Source organism: Parablautia muri (assembly GCF_009917485.1).
Taxonomy (GTDB): domain Bacteria; phylum Bacillota; class Clostridia; order Lachnospirales; family Lachnospiraceae; genus Suilimivivens; species Suilimivivens muri.
In genome coordinates this window covers 137,488-163,855 of record NZ_QZDT01000003.1, presented here as the reverse complement: position 1 = coordinate 163,855, position 26,368 = coordinate 137,488, and the positions used below count along the sequence as shown (strand labels likewise).

Sequence of the window (26,368 nt, the reverse complement as noted above, 5' to 3'; positions counted from 1 at the left end):
CAAATCATTGAAGAACAAACCAAAAGGGCTTTATGGGAAGTAAAAAATGTGGTTGACTGTGTTCCTGATGAATTGTGGAACAAGGAATATTGTAAGATGCCCTGCTGGAAACATATCTATCATATGCTGCATTCTCTGGATTTATGGTATATGAATCCGCGGGATAAGAACTTTCATGAACCCGTTATCCATGAAAAAGATTTGAATAACTTAGATGTTGTTTCCCAAAAAGTTCTCTCAAGAAAAGAGATAGAGCAGTATTTCACCTGTATTGAAAAGAAAATACAGATGTATCTTTCCGGCTTGATAGATGCCCAGCTCTTAGAATATCCTCCGGAATGCGAGTACTGCAAATTCACTTTGATTTTAGCCCAAATGCGGCATTTACACAGTCATATGGGAATGATTATGGGATTTATAATAGATGATACGGGCTTATGGCCAAGAGTCTTAGGACTGGAAAACTCTTTTCCTGATGGAAAATATGATAAATATTTTTAAGAATTTGTTTTGGGTAAATGGCTTTTTGATTGAAGTCGTTTGCGAGCCGTGATAGAATGGATTCGTGAAATTTACATGGGAGGGAAAATATGCGAAAAAACTGCCTTGCTGCCGCTGCGCCTGTTGTAAAATGGGTTGGTGGTAAACGGCAACTCTTAGATGATTTAATGCCTTTGTTTCCAAAACATATTCCTTCTTATTGCGAACCATTCTTAGGTGGAGGCGCCGTTTTGTTTCAATTGCAGCCCAACATCGCATATGTGAATGATATCAATTCAGAACTTATCCAGATGTACGAGGTTATCAGAGATGAGGTGGATGAGCTTATTACGATTTTAGGTGAACATCCAAACGAGGAAGAACATTTTTATAGTGTTCGTGATTGGGATAGGGATAAAAAGAAGTATGAGAAGCTTACCAAAGTGCAGAGGGCAGCACGTGTGATTTATTTGAATAAGACATGTTATAATGGCCTTTTTAGAGTCAATAATGCCGGAGAGTTTAATACCCCTTTTGGACACTACAAAAACCCTAATATTGTGAATGCACCCACACTAAAGGCTGTTAGCGCTTATTTCCAAAAGGCACAATTAACTTTTAGCAGTGTTGATTATGCGGAAGTACTTGCTGATGTGAAAAAAGGAACATTTGTTTATTTGGATCCTCCATACGATCCTGTTTCTGACACAGCTAATTTTACCGGTTATGCCAAAGGTGGTTTCGACCATTCAGAGCAAATCCGTTTACGGAAATGCTGTGATGAGCTAAACCGGCGAGGGATCAAATTTATGCTTTCTAATTCTGCAACAGATTTTATTAAAAAACAGTATGAGGCTTACAATATTACGATTGTAAAAGCAAAGCGCGCGATTAATTCTAATGGGGCAAAGAGAGGACAAGTTGATGAAGTGGTGGTAAGAAATTATGAGTGAACAAATAAAGAGCCAAAATGACAGGGCATGGGAAATTTTATTTGAAAAGTATGATATTTTGTCCCGTATCGAATCAGATGGGAAATTTTTCGTTTCGGCATCTCAAATAAAAGAATATCGTGAGCCCCGATTAATGGCGAAGTTTGATCACAATATCAATTTGCCGCAGATTTTTGCTAAGAATAGTCTTGCCATTTTGCCAGTCTCCCGTGGAGATTATGTGATTTCTCATTTTAAAGCATACCAGCCTTTTGAAGTGTTAAACAAATCTATTATACAAGTTTCCCTACCGGCAAATCTTCAGAGTCTTGATGCAAACAATATTCCAAGTGAGGCAATCGCCATAAACTGTGCGCTGGCTTCGGGTATGCTTGCAGATTTCTTAGAGGAAGACGTACTTTATCCTACGGTGTCAGGCCGTATGGGGTCAGGACAGTTTGATTTTAATATTGAAAATACGCTCACGAAAACTCCAATGGCAGTTTCGGTGCATCATTCTCAAATTGAAATAGACGCTGCCTTTGAGGGGCTGCATAGTCTTTCGCTGCTTGAAGCGAAGCGGGATTTGGCGGAGGATTTTCTTGTGCGGCAATTGTACTATCCGTATCGGGTGTGGAGCAATCGTGTAACAAAGAAAGTGAGACCTGTTTTTCTTGTTTATTCAAACGGAATCTTCAGCTTGTATGAGTATGAATTTCAAAATCCTGATTTTTATCATTCGCTTGTGCTTATAAAGCACAAAAATTATTCCATTGAAGATACGCTGATAACACTTTCAGACTTGCAAGAAGTTGCTTTTCGTACCCAAACGGTTCCGGAACCTAATATTTCTTTCCCCCAGGCCAATCGATTTGAACGGGTTATTAATCTTTGTGAACTATTAAATGCACAGGAATTGAGCCGTGAACAAGTCACAGAAGAATATGCTTTCGATATCAGACAAACAAATTATTATACAGATGCCGCAAGGTACTTGGGATTATTGGAAAAGCATTATAGAGATGGGCGTAAGCCGGTGTATTCCTTAAGTGCATGCGGTAAACGCATCATGAATTTAAATTATAAACAAAGACAGCTGGCCCTTTGTGAAATTATTTTAAGACATCAGGCATTCAAAGAAACTTTCAATCTCTGTATGAAAACAGGCTTAATACCGGATACGCCAACGATAGTTGGGATTATGCAGAAATCCGATCTTTACAAAGTAGAGAGTATGAGTACATATGTGCGGCGTTCTTCAACAATCAGCGGCTGGATAAATTGGATGATTGGATTAATAGAGGAGTAAACAAGTAACTAAAATACATGTTTGCTCAATTATCAGGTTGACAAAATCAAAACTTTTGAATATGCTGATATAGTAAAAAGAATTTCCGGCGAATCAGAGCAGGATTATAAAGGGAAAATGCCAGGAACGGAAAGAGTACATTATCATAGCGATATGCACAGAGAGGGAATGTTATCAGCTGAAAGCATTCCTGCATAAGGGTAATGGAAGTGCATCCGGGAGCAGGCCTTGTGAAGGAGAGGGCTTTGAGAACCCTTAGTAGCAAGACACGTATTCACACGTTACGTGCAATGAGTGGAGATACGAAAAGTATCTCTAAATAGAGTGGAACCGCGGATAACTTCGTCTCTAGCAGAGAGAAGTTATCTTTTTTTTACAATAAGTTGTCTCGCGGAGCGTGACAGCATTTGTTGCGATAAGCCAGCTCGCGGAGCGTGACAGCGTTTGCTTCGATAAGCCAGCTCGCGGAGCGTGATAGCGTTTGTTGCGGTAAGCCGGCCCGTAAAGCACGACAGCGTTTGTTGACATAAGATTAGTTCGCAGCGTGTCCCGGATGCTGTGCGATAAGCCGGCCTGCGGAGCGGATTCAGTCTCGATAAATGCCCTGAAACCGGAATAAAGGAGTAATTTAAGTGGGATTTATAAAAAGAATAAAGGAAGAAATTGCAGTGATCAGGCAGCGGGACCCGGCAATTCATTCCGCCATGGAGGTATTTCTCTACCCCAGCTTTAAGGTGATGCTTCATTACCGTATTGCCCATAAACTGTATCTGAAAAAGCATTATTTTTTGGCAAGATGGGTCTCCCAGCGGGGCGTTCGGAAAACCGGAATTGAAATCCATCCCGGCGCGGAAATTGGAAAAGGGTTCTTTATTGACCACGGAAATGGTGTTATTATTGGAGAGACCACAATGATAGGCGACAATGTAACCCTGTATCAGGGCGTAACCTTAGGAGGAACCGGCAAAGAACAGGGAAAGCGTCACCCTACCGTTGGAAATAATGTGATGATCAGCGCCGGCGCCAAGGTTTTAGGCTCCTTTACCATAGGGGACAATTCCAAAATAGGAGCAGGAAGCGTTGTGCTTGAGGAGGTACCGCCTAATTCAACGGTGGTAGGCGTACCGGGCAGGGTGGTGAAGCGGGACAATCACGCCCTCCCTCAGGAGGAGCTTGACCAGGTGAACCTGCCGGATCCGGTCAAGGAGGATTTAAGCAGTTTGCACCATGCAAATGCGGAGCTCACCAATCGGATCATTGATTTGGAAAGAGAGCTCAGAGTACTAAAGAAGCAGGAAAAATCAGACATTGGAGGATGAGAATGAAAATTTATAACACACTAACCAAGCGAAAAGAAGAATTTGTACCTTTAGAGGAAGGCAAAGTAAAGATGTATGTGTGCGGTCCCACCGTATACAATTTGATCCATATCGGAAACGCCCGTCCCATGATTGTGTTTGACACGGCAAGAAGGTATATGGAGCACAGAGGATATGAGGTAAACTTTGTGTCAAACTTTACCGATGTAGATGATAAGATCATCAAAAAAGCGATTGAAGAAGGGGTGGACGCCTCCGTTATTTCGGAGCGCTACATCGCGGAGTGCAAGAAGGATATGCAGGCCATGAATGTAAAGCCGGCAACCACTCATCCCAAGGCAACCGAGGAAATTGACGGTATGCTGGATATGATAAACAAATTGATGGAAAAAGGGTATGCTTATGCGGCGGAAGACGGAACGGTTTATTTCCGGACCAGAAGCTTTAAAGGGTACGGCAAACTGTCCCACAAGAATTTAGACGATTTGCAGGGCGGAAACCGTTCTCTTTTAGTGACAGGGGAAGACCAGAAAGAAGATCCCCTTGACTTTGTGCTCTGGAAACCCAAAAAGGAAGGAGAGCCTTATTGGGAGTCTCCCTGGTGCAAAGGCCGTCCCGGATGGCATATCGAGTGCTCTGTGATGAGCAAAAAATACCTGGGAGATGAGATTGATATTCATGCAGGCGGCGAGGACCTGATTTTCCCTCATCATGAAAATGAAATCGCCCAGTCAGAGGCTGCCAATGGAAAGCCCTTTTCAAAATACTGGATGCACAACGGCTTTTTAAATATCGACAACAAAAAGATGTCCAAATCCCTGGGGAATTTCTTCACGGTGCGGGATATCAGCGAAAAGTACGATTTGCAGGTGCTTCGGTTTTTCATGCTCTCGGCTCATTACAGAAGCCCCTTAAATTTCAGCGCCGAGCTGATGGAGGCGGCGCAAAACGGGTATGACAGAATTGTGACTAGTGTCAGCAATTTAAACTATTTGCTTGAAAATGCGGTATCTGATACAATGAGTGAAGAAGAAAGGAAACTTGCCGGGGAGGCAAAGGGCTACATCGACAAATTTGATCAGGCGATGGATGACGATTTTAACACAGCGGATGCGATTGCTGCAATCTTTGAGCTGGTCAAGTTTGCAAATACCCATGCAAATGCAGAGTGCAGCAAGGAATTTCTTAAGGCGCTTAAAGATGAAATCGTGATGCTCTCCGATATTTGCGGTCTGATTGTGGAGAAAAAGCAGGAAATGCTGGCGCAGGACATAGAGGCTATGATAGAAGAACGTCAGGCGGCAAGAAAGGCCAAAAATTTCCAAAGAGCGGATGAAATCAGGAATGAGCTTTTAAGCAAGGGTATTATTTTGGAGGATACCCGAGAAGGGGTTAAATGGAAGAAAGCGTAAGTTTATTAACGTTGATCAAAAAGAGCTTTGGGCTAAAAGAGGTGGATATCAGGACATATTCACCTCTTACGCTTGCATATATTGGAGATGCGGTTTATGATTTGGTTTTTAGGACAGCGGTGGTACAGAAGGGAAACACTTCGGCCAACAGACTGCACAATCGGACCATTCAGTATGTGAAGGCGCCTGCCCAGGCGGTCATGGCAGAAGTTCTTATGGAAGAATTTACGCCGGAGGAATTTGCCGTGTATAAAAGAGGAAAAAATGCAAAGCCTTATACTATGGCAAAAAATGCTACCATGACAGAGTACAAAAAGGCTACCGGCTTAGAGGCACTGGTGGGCTATCTTTACTTGACAGATCAGATGGACAGAGTACTTGAATTAATTCAAATAGGTTTACATAAGATTAAGCCGGCGCCGGGTGGTCCGTCATGAGAATGAACTGTAATGATTCGGCACGTGCAATCACACAGACTTTGTATCTGCCGGAGAAAATTGCGGGCGTGGGTGGAGGAAAAATAAGTGGAAGAAAGAAAGCAAGAAGATAACGGCTTCATGGAAACATTTACCATAGAAGGAAGAAATGCGGTCATAGAAGCATTTCGCGCAGGGCGGCCTATTGACAGGGTTTATCTATTGGACGGCTGTCAGGATGGCCCGATTATGACCATAAGGCGGGAAGCAAAAAAGCAGGACGTGCCGATAAAATATGTGGCGAAGGAGCGCCTTGACCAGATGTCAGAGACGGGAAAGCATCAGGGCGTGATTGCCAGTGCCGCAGCATATGGCTATGCGGAGCTTGAGGATATTCTGCGGCGGGCACAGGAAAAGGACGAGCCCCCCTTTTTGATTCTTTTAGATAATATTGAGGACCCGCATAATCTGGGGGCAATCATAAGAACCGCTAATTTAGCGGGCGCACATGGCGTTGTCATACCCAAAAACCGTGCGGTGGGACTGACCGCCGTGGTGGCGAGAACCTCTGCAGGCGCTTTAAACTATACGCCGGTTGCCAGAGTTACAAACCTTGCTAAAACCATTGAGGAATTAAAGGAAAAAGGACTTTGGTTTGTATGCGCGGACATGGACGGTACCAGAATGTACGATTTAAATTTAAAGGGCCCCATTGGACTGGTGATTGGCAGCGAGGGGGAAGGCGTAGGAAGGCTGGTAAAGGAAAAGTGCGATATGGTGGCGGCTATCCCCATGAAGGGAGATATTGATTCCCTGAACGCCTCTGTGGCAGCAGGGGTGATGGCCTACGAAATTCTCAGACAAAGATTAGATAGTTAGGATTATGATGGAAAAGGTTAATAAATTTTTACTCATGGTAATTACCATGGTGGTTATTATGATAACTGCTGTGGGAATTGACAAGGGAACACAGTTTTATAATAGCAGAAAATGGGAAAAAGAGCGGATAGAGCGGTACAGGCAGTCCTATGCGGATGCAGCCGATATGCAGATGACAATCAGCCAGTTATCGGAGGATCCGGCAGCGATTGAAGCATTTATTGAGGAAAACAGGGCTTATTTTGACGAAGTGCTGGATGTGGATTTGTATGAAGCCGGCCTTTTTGACGGGGAAGTGCAAGAGGCAGCTTCTTTCAATGAAATGCAGGAAAATCTGCCTGGGAATGAGACGGAAAATGAGACCGGAGATGCCGCAGCGGATGTATGGGGCAGCGGCATGGAAGGCGGCCTTGAAAATGGACATGGAAGTGTGTCGGACAATGAAATTGGGGATGTATCGGAAAATGCCTTGCAGGACGTATCGGATAATGCTCTGCAGGATGTATCCGCCAATATGGCAGGAGAAGTATCCGGCAATGAGGCCGGGGTGTCTGCAAATAGAATAGCCAGGCTGGGCTGGTCTACCGTATCAGGAAATTCATTGCTTGAAAAGCGAAAAATCCGCGGCTCCTATATTGAAACGCAGATGCAGAAAAATATTGATGAGGAAATTATCGAAAACAATGAGATAGATTTTTCCGATATTTCGATTGCGTGTCTGGGGGACAGTATTACCGAGGCGTCCAATCTTGACAGTATGGAAGATTATCAGCAGTATGCTTATCCTACGAAGCTTAAGGAAATACTGGATGCGGAGAGCATAACCAATTTGGGCATTGGAGGTTCTTCCATTGGAAGATATTGGGATAAGGCTTTTGTGGACAGGTACAGGGAGATTCCCAAGGACACGGATTTGATCATTGTGATGGGCGGGACCAACGATGGTTTTTGCCTGAGTCAGGAAGAATTTGGGACCATGGAGGAAAGAGCGGAAAACACCTTTATCGGCGATTTAGATGAGCTGATGCGTGGGCTTAAGGAAGATTACCCGGAGGCAACCATTGTGTTTTCAACACCGCTTCCCAACGTACTGCATGATGTGCTGCGGAAGGAAAGGGATTATCTGCTTCCCCAGGTGGTGATTGTAAATGCTATTAAAAAATTGGCACAGGAGCACGAAATTCCTGTAATTGATCTATATAATTCCAATATACTGGATACCCATGATGCAGCTGTTATTTATAATTATATGCCGGATGGCGTACACTGCAACCCGGCAGGCTATTCCCTGTTGGCGGAGCATTTTGCGGCGGAGCTTATCAAACTGTATGAAGATGAGACAGCTATGGAGGAGGATGCAGATGAAAGCATAGACGAAAATGAAAACACAGATGAAAGCACAGGCGAAAATGAAAACACAGATGAAAGCATAGATGAAAATGAAAACACAGATGAAGGTATAGATGGAAATGAAAACACAGATGAAAGCGTAGACGAAAATGAAAACACAGATGAAGGTATAGATGGAGATGAAAACACGGATGAGAGTATAGATGAAAATGAAAATACGGATGAGAGTATAGATGAAAATGAAAATACGGATGAAGGCATAGATGAAAATACAGATGAAGACTCAGGGGATTATGAAGATGATCCGCAACCGCATAAAAATGGATAGAAGATTCAGATACAGTGCAGGAAATTTATTAGGTATAAGGCGGTATGCTTTATGGAAAGAGATTATGAAAAGTATAGCGATGACGAGCTGATTTTAAGACTGCGGGATGGGGAAGCGGCTATTACGGATTATATTATGGATAAGTATAAAAATCTGGTGCGCAACAAGGCAAAGTCTATGTATATTTTGGGCGCTGACAGGGAAGACCTGATACAGGAGGGAATGATCGGCTTGTTTAAGGCCATCAGGGATTATGATACAGGACGTGATGCCAGCTTTTATACCTTTGCCGATCTTTGTGTGTCCAGGCAGATGTATACCGCTGTGCAGACGGCGGGCAGACAGAAACATGCGCCGCTTAACACTTATATTTCGCTTTATGCGGGCGGCTTTGAAGGAGATAACAAGGCCGGCAGCGAGGAATGGGAATTGTTAAATAGCATCAGTTCCCAGCTGGAAAAAAGCCCTGAGGAGCTTCTCATTGACAAGGAAAATGTTGAAATTTTAGAAAAAATCATAGAGAAAGAATTGAGCGGCTTTGAGAAGCAAGTACTGGATTTATATTTGACTGGCATGCGATACAGCCAAATTGCAAAGGTTTTGGGGCGGGATGGTAAGTCTACGGATAATGCCCTCCAAAGGATTAAAGCAAAGCTGAAAAAAGCAATTTTAAAATAAGAAATGCCTCTTTTTATGAGGCATTTTTTATTTCAAGAAGCTGTCTTGTGAAGAAAAGCAGAGGAACTATTCTATCGATTTCAGGGATTCCGCCATATTGATTTTTTCCAGCTTGAAAAACATAAATCCGTTAACCAACATAGCAAAAACAAAGGTAAGGAGCAAACTCCATACATAGCTTGCAGGAGCGATGGTGGTCTTAAATGAAATCATATCTATGTTAATATTATACATGACAAACCAATGCAGCCATTTTCCAAGCCCCAATCCGACTACTGCGCCCATTCCTGTCAGAACCAGATTTTCCCTGAAAACATAATCGGCGGTCTCCTTTGCATAAAAGCCAAGTACCTTGATGGTGGCAATCTCGCGGATCCGTTCCGTAATATTAATATTCGTCAGATTATAAAGTACAATAAAGGCAAGGCTTCCGGCACAGGCAATAATCAATAAGACAATGTAGTCCATACTTTCCATCATGGATGCAATGCGCTGGCGCATATCAGCCGTAACGGAAACAGCAAGCACATTGTCCAAATCGGAAAGAGCGGCGGCCGCCTCATGGACATCCACGCCTTCCTTTACCATAACATATGCGCTCTTATATTCCGGCATTGTACCAAGCTGTTCTACATAAGTTTCTTGATTGATATAGATATAATTGTATACAAAATTTTCACACAATGCCGATATGGTCACAGTAAAACTGTTCCTATCATTGTCACGCAGGACCACCTGGTCTCCAATTTGAATGCCCATATTTTCCGCCATTTTTTCTGTCAGGACAGCTTCTCCTTTGGCAGGATAAGGAATCATTACCCCGTCCGGTGTATGGAGATTTAAAAATGTGCTGATTTCATCCGTATTTTCCGGGATTTCCAGGTAAATTGATTTTGTTTTGCCGGCGAAATCCAGATCCACACTTTCCTCATAGCGATAAGCTGTCTGCGAGAGCAGAGCCTGCATCTGATTTGCCAGCGCATCCATATCGTTTTCCTGTATGTGCTCTGAGAAAGTAATTCCGATATCATAAATTTGTATCTCGTCATATTGCATGTCGGCAACATTGGTAACGGAATCCTTTACGCCAAAGCCGGTAAGAAGCAGGGCCGTACAGCCGCTGATGCCCAGAATCATCATAAAAAAACGCTTTTTATATCTGACAATATTCCGGATGGAAACTTTGTGCAGGAACTTTAACCTTCCCCAGATAAAAGGAAGCTTTTCCAAAAAAATTCTTTTGCCGCTTTTAGGCGCCTTAGGGCGGATTAGATTTGCAGGAACACTGTAGAGCTCATAACGGCAGGAAAAGTATGCCGCACCCATGGAACACAGCAGGGCCGCAGCCAAGGAGAGCAGTGCCATCGGGACATCAAAAAGATACTGAATCTCTCCCATGCTGTACATAATACCGTAACCGGTCCAAATTACCTTAGGGAACAGCCATGTGCCGCCGGCGCAGCCAATGACAGCCCCAAGCACTGCCGCCGAACCGGCATAAAAGAGATATTTCCCCATGATAGCTCCATTGCCGTATCCAAGCGCTTTTAATACGCCAATCTGGGTTCTTTGCTCCTCAACCATCCGGTTCATAGTGGTCATACAAATCAGCGCGGCAACAAGGAAAAAGAAGGCAGGGAATACATTGGCAATGGCCGCTACAATGTTAGAATCGCTCTCATAACAGGCATAGCCGATATTTGTATCTCTGGTCAGTACATATTCCTTTGGCGCCTCAATATCTGTCAGCTCTGCCCGTGCATCATCGATTTTCTGCTGGGCATCTGCAACTTCCTCCTCAAATTCAGCTTTGGCATCTTCATATGCTGCCTTCCCATCTTCCAGTTCCGATTTCCCGTCCTCTAATTCTATTCTTCTATCTTTCAGCTCCACCTGTGCATCCGCCAGATCTTTTCTGGCTTTGGCCAGCTTTGCCTTGCCATCCTCTAATTCTTTTCTGCCATCCGCCAGCTCCGTCTTTGCATCTTCCAGCTTTACCTTCCCATCTTCCAACTGGGCTCTTGCATCCATAACCTGCGCTTTACCCTCTGCCAGCTCTGTCTCCGCATCCATAAGAACCTGCTCATTGTATTCGATTTCCCGCCAGGCCTGCGCAATCTGTTCTTTTCCATCCTGAATCTGGCCTTTGCCGGAGCGGATCTGTTCCAAACCTGCATTTATCTGCGCCAGGCCTGAGACAAGCTGAGGCTCGCCGGCTGCAAGCTGGGCCTGCATGCCTTTTATATATGCAAGAGCTGCATTCAATTCTGCCAGTTGCCCCTCAAGCTGTTGGCGGTCAGGATTTTCATGATTTAGTTCTTCAAAAGGAGTTGTATTGGCGCTTTCCGCATCAGATTGTGCTGTTTGTCCGGCATCCGTTTGCCCCATTGCTTCTAATGCTGCCTGCAGCTGGGCGGCCTGGGCCTCCAATACCGCCACCTGGGTCTCTAATTCCGCTTTTTGGGCAGGTAACGCCGCTAACTGCTCCTGTAAGCTTTCTTTGGTCCGTACCAGTTCATCTTCCTTGGCCAGCAGATCCGCCTCCTGAGCTAAGAGCTGTTCTTCCTGGACCCTAAGTTCTTCCTTGCCCTGATTTAATTCATCCCATCCACGGGCAAGCTCTAATTCACCGTCAAAAATTTCCCACTCATGATAACGGACTTCTTCTTCCGCATCCGCAAGCTCTAACTCCTTTTCTTGGATTTCCTTTTCGCCATCGGCAAGCTCCTGCTGACCGTCCAGAATTTCCTGCTCATGGTCAGCGATTTCCTTTATTCCATCGGCAATCTTTTTTTCTGTATCCAGAATTTCCTTTTCCCCATCGACAAGCTCCTGCCGGCCCTCTAAAATTTTTTGCCAGGCGTCATTCAATTCTGCCTCTGCCTCCGCCTTCTTACTGTCTAGTTCAGTCTGGGCCTCCTCTATCTTTTCATGGGCATCTGTAATAAGACGGTGGTACCGCTTTGCTGCAAGCTGGTGGGCTTCCTCCTCCATTTTCCCCTGTAGACTGTCAATATAAGCATCGTATTCATCCGTATAGACTTTATATTTTAATTTGGTGGTGGCATAGATTTCCGTCAGATAATCACAGTCAAAGGCATCCTTTGGCACATAGAGAAAAGCAGTGACCTTACCATCTCCAATGGAAGTAGTTCCCCGCTCGAAATTGATATAATAAGGAGACCTTACAATTCCTACTGCTGTAAAGGTGCGGTTTTTGAACAGCTCCAGAGTATCCTCATCATTACTGTCTGTTACAGTAATTTGGGTGCCAATTGCACTTTCATCAAACAAAGCGGCATCCAGTACACATTCATCTGCACGCTCTGGCATTCTTCCGGCAGTGACCACCACACGGTTAATAACCTCCGGAACTGTGTGGAATTTGTAGACAGATTCATTTCCTTCCTCCATAGCGCAAAGTGCGTCAACCGAAATGGCGCCTTCCGCCGTAGCGATTTCGGTTAATTCCGAGAATTTCGCCACACTTTCAGGATCAAAACCTACGGTGGATAATAATCTGAAATCAAAAAAATCCTGTTCTGCCAGATAGTCATTTTCCGTCACGATCATTGCCGGTGTGGTTGCTTTCAATCCTGTAAACAGCCCTACGCCCAGCGTGATAATGGCTACAATTGCCATATAGCGCCCAAGACTTCCCTTAATTTCCCTGATTGTTGTTTTGAACATTCCATTTCTCATTGACATGACTCCTGTATCATCATCTGAGTTACCATTCGATTTCCTCCACCGGTACAATGTGCTGGTTCATCTCCATGTTCCAGACAGTCCCACTTTTGACGGTGATGACTCTGTCCGCCATAGCAGTCAGCGCCTGATTGTGGGTGATGACCACAACTGTCATGCCCTGTTTTCTACAGGCATCCTGCAATAACTTCAAAACTGCCTTTCCGGTATGATAGTCCAAAGCTCCCGTAGGCTCATCACAAAGCAGAAGCTTTGGGTTTTTGGCAAGGGCTCTTGCAATGGCCACCCGCTGCTGTTCGCCGCCGGATAGCTGCGCCGGAAAGTTCTCTGCCCGTTCCTTCAGACCCACCATTTCAAGGACGGTCATTGCGTCCAGCGGTTCTTTACAGATTTGTGCCGCAAGCTCCACATTTTCAAGGGCGGTCAGATTCTGCACAAGATTATAAAACTGAAACACAAACCCGATATCGAACCTCCTGTAGGCTGTCAGCTTTTTGGGATTGTATGCGGAAATTTCTTCCCCGTCTAACAAAACTTTTCCAGATGTGAGGCCGTCCATACCGCCTAATATATTCAAAATGGTTGTTTTCCCTGCACCGGAAGCGCCCACTACAACACAAAATTCACCCTTATCAATTACAAAATTCACATCCCTGAGCGCTTCAATATCTACCTCGCCCATGTGGTATATTTTTCCAACATTTTTAAACTCTACAAATGCACTCATATTGTCCTTCTTTCCTATATCTATTATCTAAAATATTTTAGCATATGTATTTTTACACTAAAATAATGTAAGTCTAAAAAAAATATAAAATATTAAAATTTATTAAATTTTTAGTGTATATTGACAAAGACCGGTTTTGCCAATATACTTTTTTCGGTGGAACCGACCGACCGACCGGTCGGACGGAGAACTTTGTATTCAATTTGTCCATTGACATCATGGGACCGAAAAGGGAAAAGGAGTAAAGTCTATGCTTTCAAAATTTAGTGTAAAAAAGCCATATACCGTGCTGGTGGCTGTGGTGCTTGCAATCGTGCTTGGAGTGGTATCCTTTACCAGAATGACCACGGATTTACTGCCAAGTATCAGCCTGCCTTATGTGATTGTAATGACTACATATGTGGGAGCCAGCCCGGAAACGGTTGAGACGGTTGTCACAAAGCCGGTGGAGGCTTCTATGGCAACGGTCAGCAATATAGAGAGTATCAGTTCTGTTTCCAGTGAAAATTATTCCACGGTTATTCTGGAGTTTGCACAGTCAACCGATATGAATGCGGCTTCCCTGGAAATACGTGAAAATCTGGACCAGATTAAGAGTTATTGGGACGATTCCGTAGGAAATCCGATTATTATGAAGTTGAATCCTGATATGCTTCCCGTTATGATTGCAGCCGTAGGCGGGGCCGGTATGGATGCCGCTCAGGTTACCGGTATGACACAGGACACCATTATGCCGGAGCTAGAAAGCATTGAGGGCGTGGCTTCCGTCAGCGCCACAGGCCTTATGGAAGAAAGTGTAAGCGTGGTGATTCGCCAGGAGAAGATTGACAAAATTAATGAGCAGGTCTTCGGGGCGATTGATGAGGAAATAGATGAAGTAAAAGAGGAACTCAACGAGAATAAGCAGGATATTTATGAGGGACAGGCTGAGCTTGCGGATGCAAGAAGCGAGATGGAGGAGTCCAGACAAAAGCTGGCGGACAGCCAGCAGGAGCTTGAAGACAGTCGCAAGGAAATTGAGGACGGAAAGCAAAAGATTGCGGATGGCAGGGCGGAGATTTCCGAAAACAAGATTAAATTGGAGGAAGGAAAGACAGAGCTTGCAAATAAGAAAGAGGAGGCAGCCAGAGAGCTTGCAGAGACGGAAACCAAGCTCCTTACGGCAAAGGCGGATGCGGAGGCAGCTAAAATACATCTGACCCTGGAGTTAGAACAGGCAAAGATGATGCTGGAGGAGGCGAAAAAAGGGCTTGAGGATAATGGGGTGATGCCCCCGGACGGAATGATATCGGCGGATGAGATTCAGGCTGGGATCGATGAGGGGAACGCTCTTAGCAGTGCCCTTGACGGATATGGCGCTGACGACTTATATGATACGATATCGGATAGCAGTCTGAAATCAAGAATTGAGGCATATCTGGCGCCGGATTTCCCCTATGATGAGCCGGACTTGACGATAGGTGCGGTGCAGGGGTTAATTGACAACAAAAAAAGCAGCTTTGAAGCCATGCAGGAGGTGTATAACGGTTATCAGCAGCAAATTGCCGCACAGGAATTTATCAAACAGACGATTGCCACCTACGAACAGACAATTGTGGAGATGGCCGGGAAAATATCTGAATTGGAAGATACGATTTCCCAAATTGACGATGGATTAAACCAGCTGTACAAAGGAAATCTGCAGGCAGCATCGGAGTTTGCCAATGCCCAGACCGCCATTAGCTTAGGAGAGCTGCAGATAACCACCGCAGAATCCCAGCTAGAGGCCAGTGAAAAGCAGCTTGAAAGCGGTGAGAAGCAGTTAGAATCCGGACAGGAGCAGATTGACAGCGGGTGGGAGCAGATTGCAGACGGCGAAGAACAGCTAAAGGATACGGCGGAGCAATTGGCGGATGCTCTGCAGCAGATTTTGGATGGGGAGGAAGAATTAGAAGAAAACAGAATAAATGCCTATGACAAGGCAAACATGAAAGGCATTTTGACGGTAGAGACGGTAGAAGCGCTATTACAGGCTCAGAACTTCTCTATGCCTGCCGGATATGTAACGGAGGAAGGCATTTCTTACCTGATTCGTGTAGGGGATAAACCGGAAGAAATAAATGAGCTTAAGAAGATGCCCCTTATGAATCTGGAAATGGATGGCGTGGATATTATCACTTTAGGGGATGTGGCGGATGTATTTATGACCGATAATTCCGCGGATATTTACGCCAATGTAAATGGGGCGCCGGGTATCATGGTCACAATCCAGAAACAGACCGGATATTCCACGGGTGATGTGTCAGATAAGATTTTAGATAAATTCAAGGAGCTTATGGATGAAAATGAGGATTTGATGCTGATTACCCTTATGGACCAGGGTATATACATAGACCTTGTTATGGATTCCATCATGAACAATATCCTTTTTGGGGCCGGTCTTGCAATTTTAATCCTGATTCTGTTCCTGAAGGATTTAAGGCCTACGATGGTGATTGCCTGCTCTATACCCATCAGTTTGATTACGGCAATTGTGTGCATGTATTTCAGCGGCGTAACGTTAAATGTTATCTCCTTATCCGGCCTTGCCCTGGGAATTGGCATGCTGGTGGATAACTCAATTGTGGTAATTGAAAATATTTACCGCCTGCGCCGGGAAGGCTATTCGGCAAAGGAAGCAGCCACAGAAGGGGCCGGGGAGGTGGCCGGAGCTATTATGGCCTCCACCTTGACTACGGTTTGCGTGTTTTTACCGATTGTATTTACGGAAGGCATCACCAGACAGTTGTTTGTGGATATGGGACTAACCATTGCGTACTCTCTGTTGGCAAGTCTTGTGATTGCCCTTACGGTGGTGCCGGCGATGGCATCTAAAGTGCTGGTTAAGACCAGGGAAAATACGGATGGCAAATTTTTTACAAAGCTGGTGGATGTATATGAAAAGCTGCTTGGATTGTCTCTTAAGGCTAAGCCGGTGGTGGTTTTGCTGGTGATTGTATTACTGGTTGCCAGTGCTATGGCTTCTTATGCCAAGGGGACGGCTTTCATGCCCGATATGGACAGCACACAGTTTACGATTTCGCTGACTATGCCGGAGGATGCGCTTTTAAGCGAAACGGCGCAGGTGACAGATGAAATTGTGGAAAAACTGATTGCACATGAGGATGTGTCGGATGTGGGGGCAATGGCATCTACATCATCTCTTTCCATGTTGACAGGAGGAGGCGATGTTGTGGCGAACGAAACCGTCATATATGTCACATTGAACATGGATAAGAAAAAGACCAATGAAGTGATTGCAGATGAAATTATGAAGGAAACCGCGGAAATTTGTGAGAAAAATAAAGCGGAAATGGTGATTGACACTTCGTCTATGGATATGAGCGCTATGGGCGGAAGCGGTGTTTCCGTACAGATCCGTGGACGGGATATTGATAAGCTGCAGGAGCTGGCAAGGGATGTGGCGTCTATTGTAAGCGGTGTGGAGGGAACGGCTAATGTTTCGGATGGCCTGGAAGATTCCATGGAGGAGATGCGGGTTGTTATTGACAGGAATAAGGCAATAGAGCACGGCATGACGGTTGCAGAAGTATTTAGACAGGTGGCGGCTAAACTTGCGGAAAGCGCCAGTACCACAACCCTTGAGACGGAAGAAAGTGAATATGGCGTTTATGTAAAGGATGCCAAGGACTTAGAGCTTACCAGAGCGCTGATTAAAGATTTGGAGATTGAGAGAAATACCAAGGACGATACCAAAGAAAGATTCCCTTTATCGGAGGTTGCTTCCTTTGAAAATACAATTTCACCCAAAGCAGTTAACCGGATTGACCAGAGCAGATACATATCGGTTTCGGCTGAAATTGCAGACGGTTATAATGTGGGGCTTGTATCTGCGGATGTGGAAGAAGCATTGGAAGATTATAAGCTGCCGGCCGGATATTACTTGGAGATGACCGGTGAGAACGAAACCATCACGGATGCAATGGAGCAATTATATTTAATGCTGATTCTGGCGCTTATTTTCATGTATTTGATTATGGTTGCCCAATTTCAGTCGCTGTTATCTCCTTTTATCATTATGTTTACCATACCCCTTGCTTTTACAGGCGGTTTTCTTGGACTGGTAATCAGCGACAGCGAGCTGAGCGTAATTGCACTGATTGGATTTGTCATGCTTTCCGGTATTATTGTAAATAATGGTATTGTGTTGGTTGATTATATCAACCAGCTGCGCGGGGAAGGCATGGAAAAGAGAGAAGCAATTCTGACAGCCGGAAGAACCAGACTGCGTCCGGTGCTTATGACAGCGCTTACAACGATTCTTGCGCTTTGTACGATGGTGGCCGGTAAGGATATGGGATCCGAGATGGGAAGGCCCATGGCTGTTGTTACCATCGGGGGATTGGTCTATGGTACAGTGCTTACGCTGGTGGTAATCCCCTGCATTTATGACATTTTTTCAAGGGAGAAAAAGAAGCCTGGAGACTTTTCCGCTAAAAAGCCATTGGAAATTGAAGAAAAGAAAGAGGGGCTGTTTCATATCAATCAATTGTTTCACAAAAAGGAAATTGAGGCTGGAAAAAATGGGGGATTATGATGATGGAAAATACACAACTGGCGCCAAAAGTTAAGGCTACCTACCAGGCGATCGTGCAGCTTTTTAGGGAAGGCATTGATTTAAATAATCTGACGGTTTCGGAGATAACCGGAAAAGCCGGAATTGGAAAAGGCACTGTCTATGAGTATTTTTCCAATAAAGAAGAAATGATTGCGGGAGCTATTTTTTACGAACTGAAAGATTCATGCCAGAGCTTATACGATCATTTAAAGCAGGAGAAGGATTTATATGGAAAAATGAACGCCATTTTACTCAGTATGGAGGAGAGACTATCGCATACCAGCTGCTTTTTCAGGGCAATTCACATTATGATGGATAATTCCGCTATAAGCAGCAAGCTTAAGGAGATGGTGAAATCCAAGGGAGAGGATGAGCTTTTGGTTATGGACATGCTGGGCAGGGTGATAGAGGAGGAAATTGCTTTTGAAGGAGAACTGACCAAGGAAGATAAAGCTTACTTGGAGATGACAGTATTGTCCAAAATTATCTGCTACGCTATGTACCAGTTTAACCTGAACAATGGGGCAAAGCCGGAGCGGAAAGCCATGCGGGAGATGATTTGCAGGAGCACTTGCCGGGAAATAGAAAACTTCAAAGTTATGCTTGCCGGTGATGTGGAGGAATAGAGATGGGAATTTGTTATATTGTAGGGGCCGGTGAGTTTGGCCGTGGATTGCCCTGCCCTACTGGTGAGGATATGGTGATTGCCTGTGACGGCGGGTATGCCCACTGTCAGAGAAAAGGTATTAAGATGGATTTGGTGGTGGGAGATTTTGATTCTCTGGGAAAGGCGCCCGCACATCCTAAAGTGATTACACTAAAGCCGGAAAAAGACGAGACGGACACAGGCTGGGCGGTAACGGAAGGATGGAAAAAGGGGTATCGTGAATTTGTCATTTATGGAGGAACAGGTGGAAGGATTTCCCATACCATAGCCAATATTCAGCTTTTGGCGGACCTTGCAGGAAAGGGTGCCAGCGGTATTTTGATCGGAGCGCATTCCTGGTATCGGGTGCTTTGTGATGGAGAAATTCATTTTGGGGCACAGGAGAGCGGATTTTTGTCGGTGTTCTGCCTTGGGGATACTGCCAGCGGCGTTTACGAGGAGGGATTTAAATACGCGCTTGAGGATGCGGTTTTACGAAAAGAATATCCTGTAGGCGTGAGCAATGAATTTGTGGGAAAAGAAAGCAGAGTTGCAGTGCGAAAGGGCATGCTTTTGCTGATTCAGGAGGATAAACAGGCATAAGGTTTTTCGCCGGCCTTAAGTATGTTGGTTAGCGGAGATGAAGCCACTGGCATGGAGTCTGTTTTCGATAACCCGGAAAGGAGCAGTACAATGGGATATTTCCCATTTTTTATGGATATAAAAGGAAAAAAAGGCCTGATAGTGGGAGGAGGGGAAATTGCCGCTCACAAGGTGGAAAAACTTCTGCCATTTGAAGCTTCTCTTACAGTGATAGCGCCAACCATTTTGAGGGAGCTGGTTGAAAATCCGGTTCTCTCCTGTATAGAGCGTGCCTTTCAGGATGAGGATGTGGAGGGGAAAATGTTCGTCATTGCCGCAACAGATGATCAGTGTCTGAATGCCCATGTGGCCGAGCTTTGCAGGGCAAAAAATATATTCATTAATGTGGTGGATGATAAAAAAGAGTGTGATTTCCTGTTCCCTGCCATGGTAAAGAAGGGAAAACTTACGGTGGGAGTTTCCACAGAAGGGGCAAGTCCACAGGCAGCAGCAATGCTGCGCAGGCAAATAGAGCAGGAGATGCCTGATAAAATAGAGGAAATTTTAGAGTATCTTTCGCAGCTTCGGGAAATAGCCCGAAATGAAATTCCCGATGCCGGAGAGCGGGCCCGATTTTTGAAGAAAGCGGCGGTAGAGTGTATGGAAAATGCCCAAAATACGCCGCCTAAGAACGACTAATATTTATAAACAAACGTCTTCACACATAGAAGAATGCCTTAAAAAAGGGCATTTTTGTCGGAAAAGCTTTGTGCTGATTGTGGATTTTGAAAGGCTGAAAATTCAGGATATTATGTGAAAGTTTCGCAGAAAGATTGAAATCAAAGTTTAAAGCTGTGGATTGACATTGTCAATTACCTATTTAGAACGCGACATCAAAGAGCTGGCATTAGTGGGAAAGCTTGGCGAATTTTATGATTTTTTGGTATTTATGGCCGCAAGAACCTCCATGGAACTAAAGTATAGTGAGATTGCCAATGCATCGGTATATCGGCACCTACGGCAAAAGAGTGGGTGTCTATTTTAGAACGCTCAGGGATTATCTTTATTTTGTACCCATATTATACGAATATAACAAATAGGCTGGTCAAGACACCTAAGGTATATTTTTTAGATACCGGTCTTGCAGCATATCTATGTAGGTGGCCTAATGCGCAAACCCTAGAAAGCGATGCTATGGATGGTGCTTTTTTTGAGACTTATGTGGTCAGCGAGATTATAAAAAGCTATTATCATAACGGAAAAAGACCGGATTTATATTATTATCGGGATATTGACGGAAAAGAGATTGATTTGTTGTTTGTTGAAGGAAACAGGGTTTATCCTGTAGAGATAAAAAAAGCAAAATTGCCGAATCATGCTGATAAAAATTTTTCTGTCCTAAATAAATTAAAAATGGAGGTGCAGTCAGGTGTAATCTTGTGCATGGCGGACGAAATGCTGCCTTATAGTCGGGATGTATGGTTTTTCCCGGCGGCAGCGATATAGAATAAATTGTGATAGCTCATATGTTTTTAAGACTATATATTCCTTTGCCTTGCTTTTCTAAAATTTCCTGCGCTGTTAGTGATTTGAGTATTCTCTGTAACTGTCGTCTACTACAGTGCAGATGGATAGCCATAGTTTCAACGCCCTGAAACTGATGACTTGGACAACCACATCTCAAATAGTGAAGTAGTTTTTCCTCAAGATTCGTAAAAGGTACTTCTGCCTTAGACATCAGAGCCATTTTGTGTGAAATGGACTGCAGCAAAAACCTAAGGAACCTATTATCATTTAAAAGGGTATTGCGGTATTCATATAACGGGAGTTCAACACATATCACTTTTCTATGTGCTTCTATTAGGAAGGAAAGGGATGTCTCACCACAAAATTCCATATCACCAAGTAAAGTAAATTCGGTGGTCAGGCAGACAGGGGAGCGACTGCCGTCATCTCTGATGAAATAAATATAGACTGCCCCTTCTACGACAAACTGGAGAAAAAGGGAAGGGCTATGAATATTATTTAGAATCTCTCCACGCTCATACTGGCAAAGGCGGAAGGAAAGTGCTTTGGTATCAAACAAGGATTCTATTTTATGTCGCTCTAAGTAAAGATTTAAAAGCTTGTTATTGTAGATTTGTTTCATATTTACAGTTCACCTCATTAGGGGGGCTGTTTCTTTCGTTTTTGATTAATATCAGGATAGTTCACAAAGCGTGTCGCTTGCTTTTTTCTCGTTTTTAAAATTTATTGTCTTATTGTGACATGTGACACAATAAAATGCAAGAGGATTTGTTAAAATGAAAAAATGAAGTTGATATTTGTGCTTATGTATATTGTTGTAAATAGCATGCTTTATATGTGTACAATTTGCAAGATGCGGGCAGGAATGGAGGATTAGAATGCAGAACGACTTATTTGAAAAAGCGCCGGTTCATAAGGCTTATTTTAAGTTTGCCCTTCCGGTGGTGTTTAGTATGGTAATTTCACTGGTATATAATATGGTTGATACATACTTTATTGCCCAGACCGGAAATACCAATCTGGTAGCCGGAGTTTCCATTGGCGCACCGGTTTTCACCCTGATGATTGCGCTGGGTGATATTTTCGGATTGGGCGGAAGCTCCGTTATTTCCCGTTTGTTCGGACAAAAACTGGACGATGATGGTAAGCGCCTTAGTGTGTTTTGCTTTTATGCAGCAATTTTATGCGGAATTGTGGTAGCGGCAGTAATGTTATTATTCAGGCAGCCGATTTTGCATTTATTGGGAGCCAATGGGGAGACCATGGTTTACGCTTCAGAGTATTATACGTATATTGTGCTTGGCGCACCATTTATTATCGTGGCATTAACACCGTCTAACCTGCTTCGAACAGAAGGATTTGCCACGGCTTCCATGACAGGAACTATATTGGGTTCAGTTGTGAATATAATTCTTGACCCAATTTTTATCTCGGCGCTGGGATTAGGGGCGGCAGGCGCCGCCATTGCAACAGTGCTGGGAAATGTTTGCACGGATCTCTTTTTTGTGTGGTTTCTGCTGGCAAAAAGTCAGCGGTTGTCTGTTAACCCTGTAGGATTCCATATAACATTTGCGGAAGTTGGACAGATTTTTGCAATCGGTATTCCTGCATGTATTACAAATCTGATGCAGAGCATAGGTATGACCTTGATGAACCGGTATTTGCTTCCTTATGGAAACGATAGGGTGGCGGCTATGGGGATTGTAATGAAGGTGAATTTGATTGCGGTTCTGATTCTGGTGGGCTTTGCCTTTGGAGCCCAGCCGCTGATTGGCTATAATTACGGTGCAAAAAATAAAGTCAGGCTAAAAGAAATCCTGCGCTTTTGTTATGGGTTTGAGTGCAGTATGGCAGCTGTGATTGCGGTGATTCTTTCCCTTGCGGCTCCGGCTATGATTGGGCTGTTTATGCCGGATGCCTCTATCATTGCACTTGGAGTTCCCATGCTGCGTATGCAGCAGATTGGGATGGTGTTTGTGGCGGTGGTTTTGGTAACCACCTGTACCTTCCAATCGGCTGGAAAAGCCGTAGGAGCGTTTCTTCTATCGGTCAGCAGGCAGGGCGTGATTTTTGCGATTGTGATTATCTTGGCATCCAGGATAATCGGGTATTATGGCGTTTTGCTGGCGCAGGCGGTTTCGGATATACTGACTGCGGTATTGGCTGTTTGTTTATTTTGGAAAGAGAAAATTACAGATTTATGATGAAATATTTTAGTCTTCGGAGTCCCTTTTTATTTCCGGTTTACTGCTTTTTAGATGAAACCAGTCCTCGATTCTTTTTCTGGAAAACACATAATTGACCAGAAGGGCAATGAGTACGCCCACACCTGTGTCGAGCATGCGGTAAAAGGCATAATTAATATAATTGGCAGGGGTGTTAAAAAGAATGATACACAGTACCACACCGCCCGGCTGTACGCCGCCTGGCCAATGAAAAAGCACGCACAGGGCAACCAATATAATAATTCCCAGAAAAACCAGCGGAAGCCTTATCCAATAACAGCCTTCCGGCCAAAATAAATGTTCCAGCCAGAAAAGCCCAAGGCCTATGAAACCGCCAATGATTGTTCCAAAAAATCGGTTTCCACCGCTGCGCCGGGAGTCTGTCATGTCTGCGCCCATGCCAAAGATTGCGCCAATGCAGGCAAAGGTAGGGTTCCTGCCTGGGATGAGAGCATAAAGAAGGGCCGTAAGTGTTGCCGCTAAAGCAGTTTTTAGACTTCGCAGTCCCAAGCCGGGAATGGGAGCGTGCACCGGATTATGCTGTTCCATAAAATGATTCCTTTCCATATTTGCAAATAATGTTTGAATTCTGTTTGGATACAATATCATCATAAAAGAACCGCTTGCCAAAGTCAACAATGTTACAGGGGTGAACACGGAAATCCAGCCCGTGAATACAGTGAGTGGGAATGAAGGATTGACTATTGACATTCGCATAAGACAATAGTAGTATGAATATTAGATACTACTGCTGTCTTATATCATAAAGATCGCGATTGGAGGTTAGATTGAAAAATCATCCTGGCGGCTGATTTTATCAATCTTCTATTTAAGCAGTATCGCAAGCAGGCTTGCGATATGCATGGGATTAGTGTGAAAAATGAATTTTTCACACAACAAATTTGTGCTTTTGCCCAAATTTGAGGGCATTGGCAAGAATGGGGGGTTAATATGGGTTTACCGGAAGTGAGCGTTTACGGAGCTGTTTTTGTGGCTGCAGTCATGATAATTCGGGCGATGGCTATGAATTATCTACCGAAAAAAACCTTTCTGGTATTATGGGAAATGGTAATTTTGAGACTTATGATTCCGATTACCATTCCGTCTGTGTTCAGTGTGTATACGTTTCTTGGCCGCAGCATAAACAGGCCCCCATTGCTTAAAGCTGAAATGGATAACATGACTTCCACTATATCGCATACCCTATCGCAGGAACATTTTTGGATAGAGCAGAGCATAGAATCGGCAGATGTAAATAGCCTATCCGTTTCTGCCTGGTCTGTCATCTGGTGCATTGGAATGCTATTTTTCGCTGTATTTTTCACGGTATCGTATCTGCGCTGCCGGATGGAATTTCGGACAGCGTTACCTGTCAAAAATACTTATGTAGAGCAATGGTTAAAGGAGCGGCCATTGAAACGTCAAATTTCAATCAAGCAATCAGACAGAATTTCCACACCGCTGACATATGGTATTTTTCATCCGGTTATTTTAATGCCGAAAAAAACAGATTGGGAGAATGTCAACCATTTACAATATATTTTCTCACATGAATATGTACATATCTGTCATTTTGACACCGTTAAAAAACTGGCGGCAGTACTTGTTTTTTGTTTACATTGGTTCAATCCTTTTGTTTGGATAATGTATATTCTTTTCAACCGTGATATTGAGTTGGCATGTGATGAAAGCGTTGTAAGACAATTTGGCGAAAAGTCAAAATCTGCCTACTCGCGCATGCTTATCCATATGGAGGCAAAGAGAAGTGGACTGTTACCCTTTTGCAGCAATTTTAGTAAAAATGCTATCGAAGAAAGAATTACCGTGCTTATGAATACAAAGCAAACAACCCCCGCCAGGCTTATTTTTGCTTGCCTTACGGTTATAGTCACAGTTAGTTTGTTCGCAACCTCTGCAATTGCCTCAACGGACAGCAGCCTTGATGGTATGCTTGCTGTTAATGTCCTGCAAACAGGCACTTTGGAAACAGACATCCTGCTGACAAATACAAAAGATATTGTTTCAGATAAAAAGAGCCCTATGTCAATTACTCATGAAAGTGCAGATATTCTCTACTATGAAGATGGGAGCCCTTATATCCATGACATACTTACAAATAATACGGATAAAACTATCACAGAAACACAATACTGTATGCTGGCTTATAACGAAGAAGGTTTCCCCTTAAAGCTTGTTTGGAATTTTCTGGATAGCAGTGCGGAAAATAGCTTTGAAAATATTGTCCGGTCAAGGGAGAATCTTCTATCCAATCAGACAGAAGAATACCATGGCGGCTGGTCATTATATGATGGTGAAATTATGAAAGATTTCCCGAAAGTCGGAAATGGAGAGCCTAATCAAGTGACTTACGCGCTGATTTGTTTAAAAGAAGTTGTTTTTGAGGATGGCGCCATTTGGAATAATCCAAACTATGAAAACTGGTTCAGAGCATATGCAGGGAAAGAAGTAACTATTGAGGAATTGCAAAATTATTATCCATATGAATACAGGATAGAATTGAACTGAGAACAATAACGTTTCACTGCATCAGGAGCGATCTTTGTGCAGGCGGTCAGCCTTTCGATGCAAATGCAGAAGGAACTACTCCTCTGGCTACAGGGAAAGCTATCAGAAGTACGAAAAGTGTACTACCGACTAAAAAAGACAGTACTTGATTTAAGAAACTCCGGGCAATGGGGATAAACAGCCTGAGCATCGGGACGGAGAGCGGGGATTGAATATTATTTTGTCTACATGACCGGGCTTGCGGGGAGAGGCAGGGGATACTGGAATGCGGTAAACGGTGCAAAGCTGTTCAGCCAGTTAAATCCTTATTTTATCTGTAGATTCTCTTACGCTGTTCCCGGACACGGAACTGTACCGTATGGAGCAGGAGGGCAGGTTTATTCCCGCCGGGGAGAAAGAGCGCCTGCAGGAACTGCAGGTGTTTATTCAGAATTTACGGATACGGACACACTTGTTTGCCAATTCCAGTTCAAATTTTTATCCGGTCACTGCCTAGCTGCCCAAGGAGAGGGATTCCGTGGTCAGTGAGCTGCAGCACGTCATGGATACGGTAGGTGAGGAGGAAATGGCGGAATACCGCAGAAACCTGAAATCTTTAGGATGAGGAATTATACAAAAGCTAACCGCTGCTATGGCTCACCACCATATGCGGCGGTCTGTTATTTCCGCGGGCAGGCCGGGTGGCCTGGTAAGGGAAATTGCTTGGAGTAGAGCTTGATTGAAACAA

General features: G+C 44.1%; 20 protein-coding genes and 1 other annotated feature. Of the genes, 16 read left to right on the top strand and 4 right to left on the bottom strand.

The window, feature by feature from the left end; genetic code table 11:
* The first annotated feature begins 590 nt into the window (after positions 1-590).
* The 8 genes from D5281_RS03925 (at position 591) to sigH (ending at position 9,103) form a co-directional block, all read left to right on the top strand.
* Positions 591-1,433, top strand: a complete 843-nt coding sequence (locus D5281_RS03925; RefSeq protein ID WP_160558836.1) for a DNA adenine methylase — start codon at positions 591-593, stop codon at positions 1,431-1,433.
* Positions 1,426-2,721 carry a type II restriction enzyme gene (locus tag D5281_RS03920; RefSeq protein WP_160558835.1) on the top strand — a complete coding sequence of 432 codons (1,296 nt, stop codon included), beginning with the start codon at positions 1,426-1,428 and terminating at the stop codon, positions 2,719-2,721. The genes D5281_RS03925 and D5281_RS03920 overlap by 8 nt, the downstream gene beginning before the upstream one ends.
* A 113-nt stretch (positions 2,722-2,834) precedes the next feature.
* Positions 2,835-3,074 (top strand) — a binding site (T-box leader).
* Positions 3,075-3,353: 279 nt separating this feature from the next.
* Positions 3,354-4,040 (top strand): serine O-acetyltransferase EpsC, encoded by a 687-nt coding sequence (gene epsC / locus D5281_RS03915; protein WP_330584805.1) that lies wholly within the window; start codon positions 3,354-3,356, stop codon positions 4,038-4,040.
* A 2-nt stretch (positions 4,041-4,042) separates the two neighbouring features.
* Positions 4,043-5,452 carry a cysteine--tRNA ligase gene (gene cysS / locus D5281_RS03910; protein WP_160558834.1) on the top strand — a complete coding sequence of 470 codons (1,410 nt, stop codon included), beginning with the start codon at positions 4,043-4,045 and terminating at the stop codon, positions 5,450-5,452.
* Complete coding sequence (locus tag D5281_RS03905) at positions 5,437-5,889, top strand: Mini-ribonuclease 3 (RefSeq protein WP_160558833.1); 453 nt, start codon at positions 5,437-5,439, stop codon at positions 5,887-5,889. The genes cysS and D5281_RS03905 overlap by 16 nt, the downstream gene beginning before the upstream one ends.
* Positions 5,890-6,009: 120 nt before the next feature.
* A complete protein-coding gene (gene rlmB, locus D5281_RS03900; RefSeq protein WP_160558867.1) occupies positions 6,010-6,747 on the top strand; it encodes a 23S rRNA (guanosine(2251)-2'-O)-methyltransferase RlmB in 738 nt (245 codons plus the stop codon).
* A gap of 4 nt (positions 6,748-6,751) precedes the next feature.
* The gene (locus tag D5281_RS03895) at positions 6,752-8,425 is read left to right on the top strand and encodes an SGNH/GDSL hydrolase family protein (protein ID WP_160558832.1); all 1,674 of its coding nucleotides are present in this window, start codon (positions 6,752-6,754) and stop codon (positions 8,423-8,425) included.
* A gap of 51 nt (positions 8,426-8,476) precedes the next feature.
* Positions 8,477-9,103, top strand: coding sequence for an RNA polymerase sporulation sigma factor SigH (gene sigH, locus D5281_RS03890; protein ID WP_160558831.1), 627 nt, complete (start codon positions 8,477-8,479; stop codon positions 9,101-9,103).
* A gap of 66 nt (positions 9,104-9,169) precedes the next feature.
* Here sigH and D5281_RS03885 read toward each other — a convergent pair whose 3' ends face one another.
* On the bottom strand, positions 9,170-12,805 hold the full coding sequence (locus tag D5281_RS03885) for an FtsX-like permease family protein (RefSeq protein WP_160558830.1): 3,636 nt from the start codon (positions 12,803-12,805) through the stop codon (positions 9,170-9,172).
* 28 nt (positions 12,806-12,833) lie between these two features.
* The gene (locus D5281_RS03880) at positions 12,834-13,538 is read right to left on the bottom strand and encodes an ABC transporter ATP-binding protein (protein ID WP_160558829.1); all 705 of its coding nucleotides are present in this window, start codon (positions 13,536-13,538) and stop codon (positions 12,834-12,836) included.
* Positions 13,539-13,788: 250 nt separating this feature from the next.
* On the opposite strand from D5281_RS03880, the gene D5281_RS03875 reads away from it, so the two are divergent.
* The 6 genes from D5281_RS03875 to D5281_RS03850 all read left to right on the top strand — a co-directional run bounded on the left by D5281_RS03875 (position 13,789) and on the right by D5281_RS03850 (position 20,869).
* Complete coding sequence (locus D5281_RS03875) at positions 13,789-18,114, top strand: efflux RND transporter permease subunit (protein ID WP_160558828.1); 4,326 nt, start codon at positions 13,789-13,791, stop codon at positions 18,112-18,114.
* A complete protein-coding gene (locus D5281_RS03870; RefSeq protein ID WP_277935157.1) occupies positions 18,111-18,761 on the top strand; it encodes a TetR/AcrR family transcriptional regulator in 651 nt (216 codons plus the stop codon). The genes D5281_RS03875 and D5281_RS03870 overlap by 4 nt, the downstream gene beginning before the upstream one ends.
* Positions 18,762-18,763: 2 nt before the next feature.
* Entirely contained in the window at positions 18,764-19,384 is a 621-nt protein-coding gene (locus tag D5281_RS03865) for a thiamine diphosphokinase (RefSeq protein WP_160558827.1), read from the top strand.
* Between the two features lie 21 nt (positions 19,385-19,405).
* Positions 19,406-20,062 carry a precorrin-2 dehydrogenase/sirohydrochlorin ferrochelatase family protein gene (locus D5281_RS03860; protein ID WP_160558826.1) on the top strand — a complete coding sequence of 219 codons (657 nt, stop codon included), beginning with the start codon at positions 19,406-19,408 and terminating at the stop codon, positions 20,060-20,062.
* Positions 20,063-20,228: 166 nt separating this feature from the next.
* Positions 20,229-20,408, top strand: a complete 180-nt coding sequence (locus D5281_RS03855; protein ID WP_160558825.1) for a hypothetical protein — start codon at positions 20,229-20,231, stop codon at positions 20,406-20,408.
* Positions 20,396-20,869 (top strand): DUF4143 domain-containing protein, encoded by a 474-nt coding sequence (locus D5281_RS03850; protein WP_160558824.1) that lies wholly within the window; start codon positions 20,396-20,398, stop codon positions 20,867-20,869. Before D5281_RS03855 ends, D5281_RS03850 begins: the two co-directional genes overlap by 13 nt.
* 16 nt (positions 20,870-20,885) lie before the next feature.
* On the opposite strand, the gene D5281_RS03845 is transcribed toward D5281_RS03850, so the two are convergent.
* Positions 20,886-21,512 carry a hypothetical protein gene (locus tag D5281_RS03845; protein WP_160558823.1) on the bottom strand — a complete coding sequence of 209 codons (627 nt, stop codon included), beginning with the start codon at positions 21,510-21,512 and terminating at the stop codon, positions 20,886-20,888.
* A 256-nt stretch (positions 21,513-21,768) separates the two neighbouring features.
* On the opposite strand from D5281_RS03845, the gene D5281_RS03840 reads away from it, so the two are divergent.
* Positions 21,769-23,094 carry an MATE family efflux transporter gene (locus D5281_RS03840; protein WP_160558822.1) on the top strand — a complete coding sequence of 442 codons (1,326 nt, stop codon included), beginning with the start codon at positions 21,769-21,771 and terminating at the stop codon, positions 23,092-23,094.
* A 9-nt stretch (positions 23,095-23,103) separates the two neighbouring features.
* Here D5281_RS03840 and D5281_RS03835 read toward each other — a convergent pair whose 3' ends face one another.
* Positions 23,104-23,664 (bottom strand): FUSC family protein, encoded by a 561-nt coding sequence (locus D5281_RS03835; RefSeq protein ID WP_160558821.1) that lies wholly within the window; start codon positions 23,662-23,664, stop codon positions 23,104-23,106.
* 402 nt (positions 23,665-24,066) lie between these two features.
* Between D5281_RS03835 and D5281_RS03830 the strand changes: the two genes are divergently transcribed.
* Entirely contained in the window at positions 24,067-25,641 is a 1,575-nt protein-coding gene (locus D5281_RS03830; protein WP_160558820.1) for a M56 family metallopeptidase, read from the top strand.
* Positions 25,642-26,368: the final 727 nt, after the last annotated feature.

What these genes read in the sequence shown, in the direction of transcription:
- D5281_RS03925 (WP_160558836.1), top strand. Translation starts at nt 591, where the DNA reads ATGCGAAAAAACTGCCTTGCTGCCGCTGCGCCTGTTGTAAAATGGGTT.
- D5281_RS03920 (WP_160558835.1), top strand. Translation starts at nt 1,426, where the DNA reads ATGAGTGAACAAATAAAGAGCCAAAATGACAGGGCATGGGAAATTTTA.
- cysS (WP_160558834.1), top strand. Translation starts at nt 4,043, where the DNA reads ATGAAAATTTATAACACACTAACCAAGCGAAAAGAAGAATTTGTACCT.
- D5281_RS03905 (WP_160558833.1), top strand. Translation starts at nt 5,437, where the DNA reads ATGGAAGAAAGCGTAAGTTTATTAACGTTGATCAAAAAGAGCTTTGGG.
- rlmB (WP_160558867.1), top strand. Translation starts at nt 6,010, where the DNA reads ATGGAAACATTTACCATAGAAGGAAGAAATGCGGTCATAGAAGCATTT.
- D5281_RS03895 (WP_160558832.1), top strand. Translation starts at nt 6,752, where the DNA reads ATGATGGAAAAGGTTAATAAATTTTTACTCATGGTAATTACCATGGTG.
- sigH (WP_160558831.1), top strand. Translation starts at nt 8,477, where the DNA reads ATGGAAAGAGATTATGAAAAGTATAGCGATGACGAGCTGATTTTAAGA.
- D5281_RS03885 (WP_160558830.1), bottom strand. Translation starts at nt 12,805, where the DNA reads ATGAGAAATGGAATGTTCAAAACAACAATCAGGGAAATTAAGGGAAGT.
- D5281_RS03880 (WP_160558829.1), bottom strand. Translation starts at nt 13,538, where the DNA reads ATGAGTGCATTTGTAGAGTTTAAAAATGTTGGAAAAATATACCACATG.
- D5281_RS03875 (WP_160558828.1), top strand. Translation starts at nt 13,789, where the DNA reads ATGCTTTCAAAATTTAGTGTAAAAAAGCCATATACCGTGCTGGTGGCT.
- D5281_RS03870 (WP_277935157.1), top strand. Translation starts at nt 18,111, where the DNA reads ATGATGATGGAAAATACACAACTGGCGCCAAAAGTTAAGGCTACCTAC.
- D5281_RS03865 (WP_160558827.1), top strand. Translation starts at nt 18,764, where the DNA reads ATGGGAATTTGTTATATTGTAGGGGCCGGTGAGTTTGGCCGTGGATTG.
- D5281_RS03860 (WP_160558826.1), top strand. Translation starts at nt 19,406, where the DNA reads ATGTTGGTTAGCGGAGATGAAGCCACTGGCATGGAGTCTGTTTTCGAT.
- D5281_RS03845 (WP_160558823.1), bottom strand. Translation starts at nt 21,512, where the DNA reads ATGAAACAAATCTACAATAACAAGCTTTTAAATCTTTACTTAGAGCGA.
- D5281_RS03840 (WP_160558822.1), top strand. Translation starts at nt 21,769, where the DNA reads ATGCAGAACGACTTATTTGAAAAAGCGCCGGTTCATAAGGCTTATTTT.
- D5281_RS03835 (WP_160558821.1), bottom strand. Translation starts at nt 23,664, where the DNA reads ATGGAACAGCATAATCCGGTGCACGCTCCCATTCCCGGCTTGGGACTG.
- D5281_RS03830 (WP_160558820.1), top strand. Translation starts at nt 24,067, where the DNA reads ATGGGTTTACCGGAAGTGAGCGTTTACGGAGCTGTTTTTGTGGCTGCA.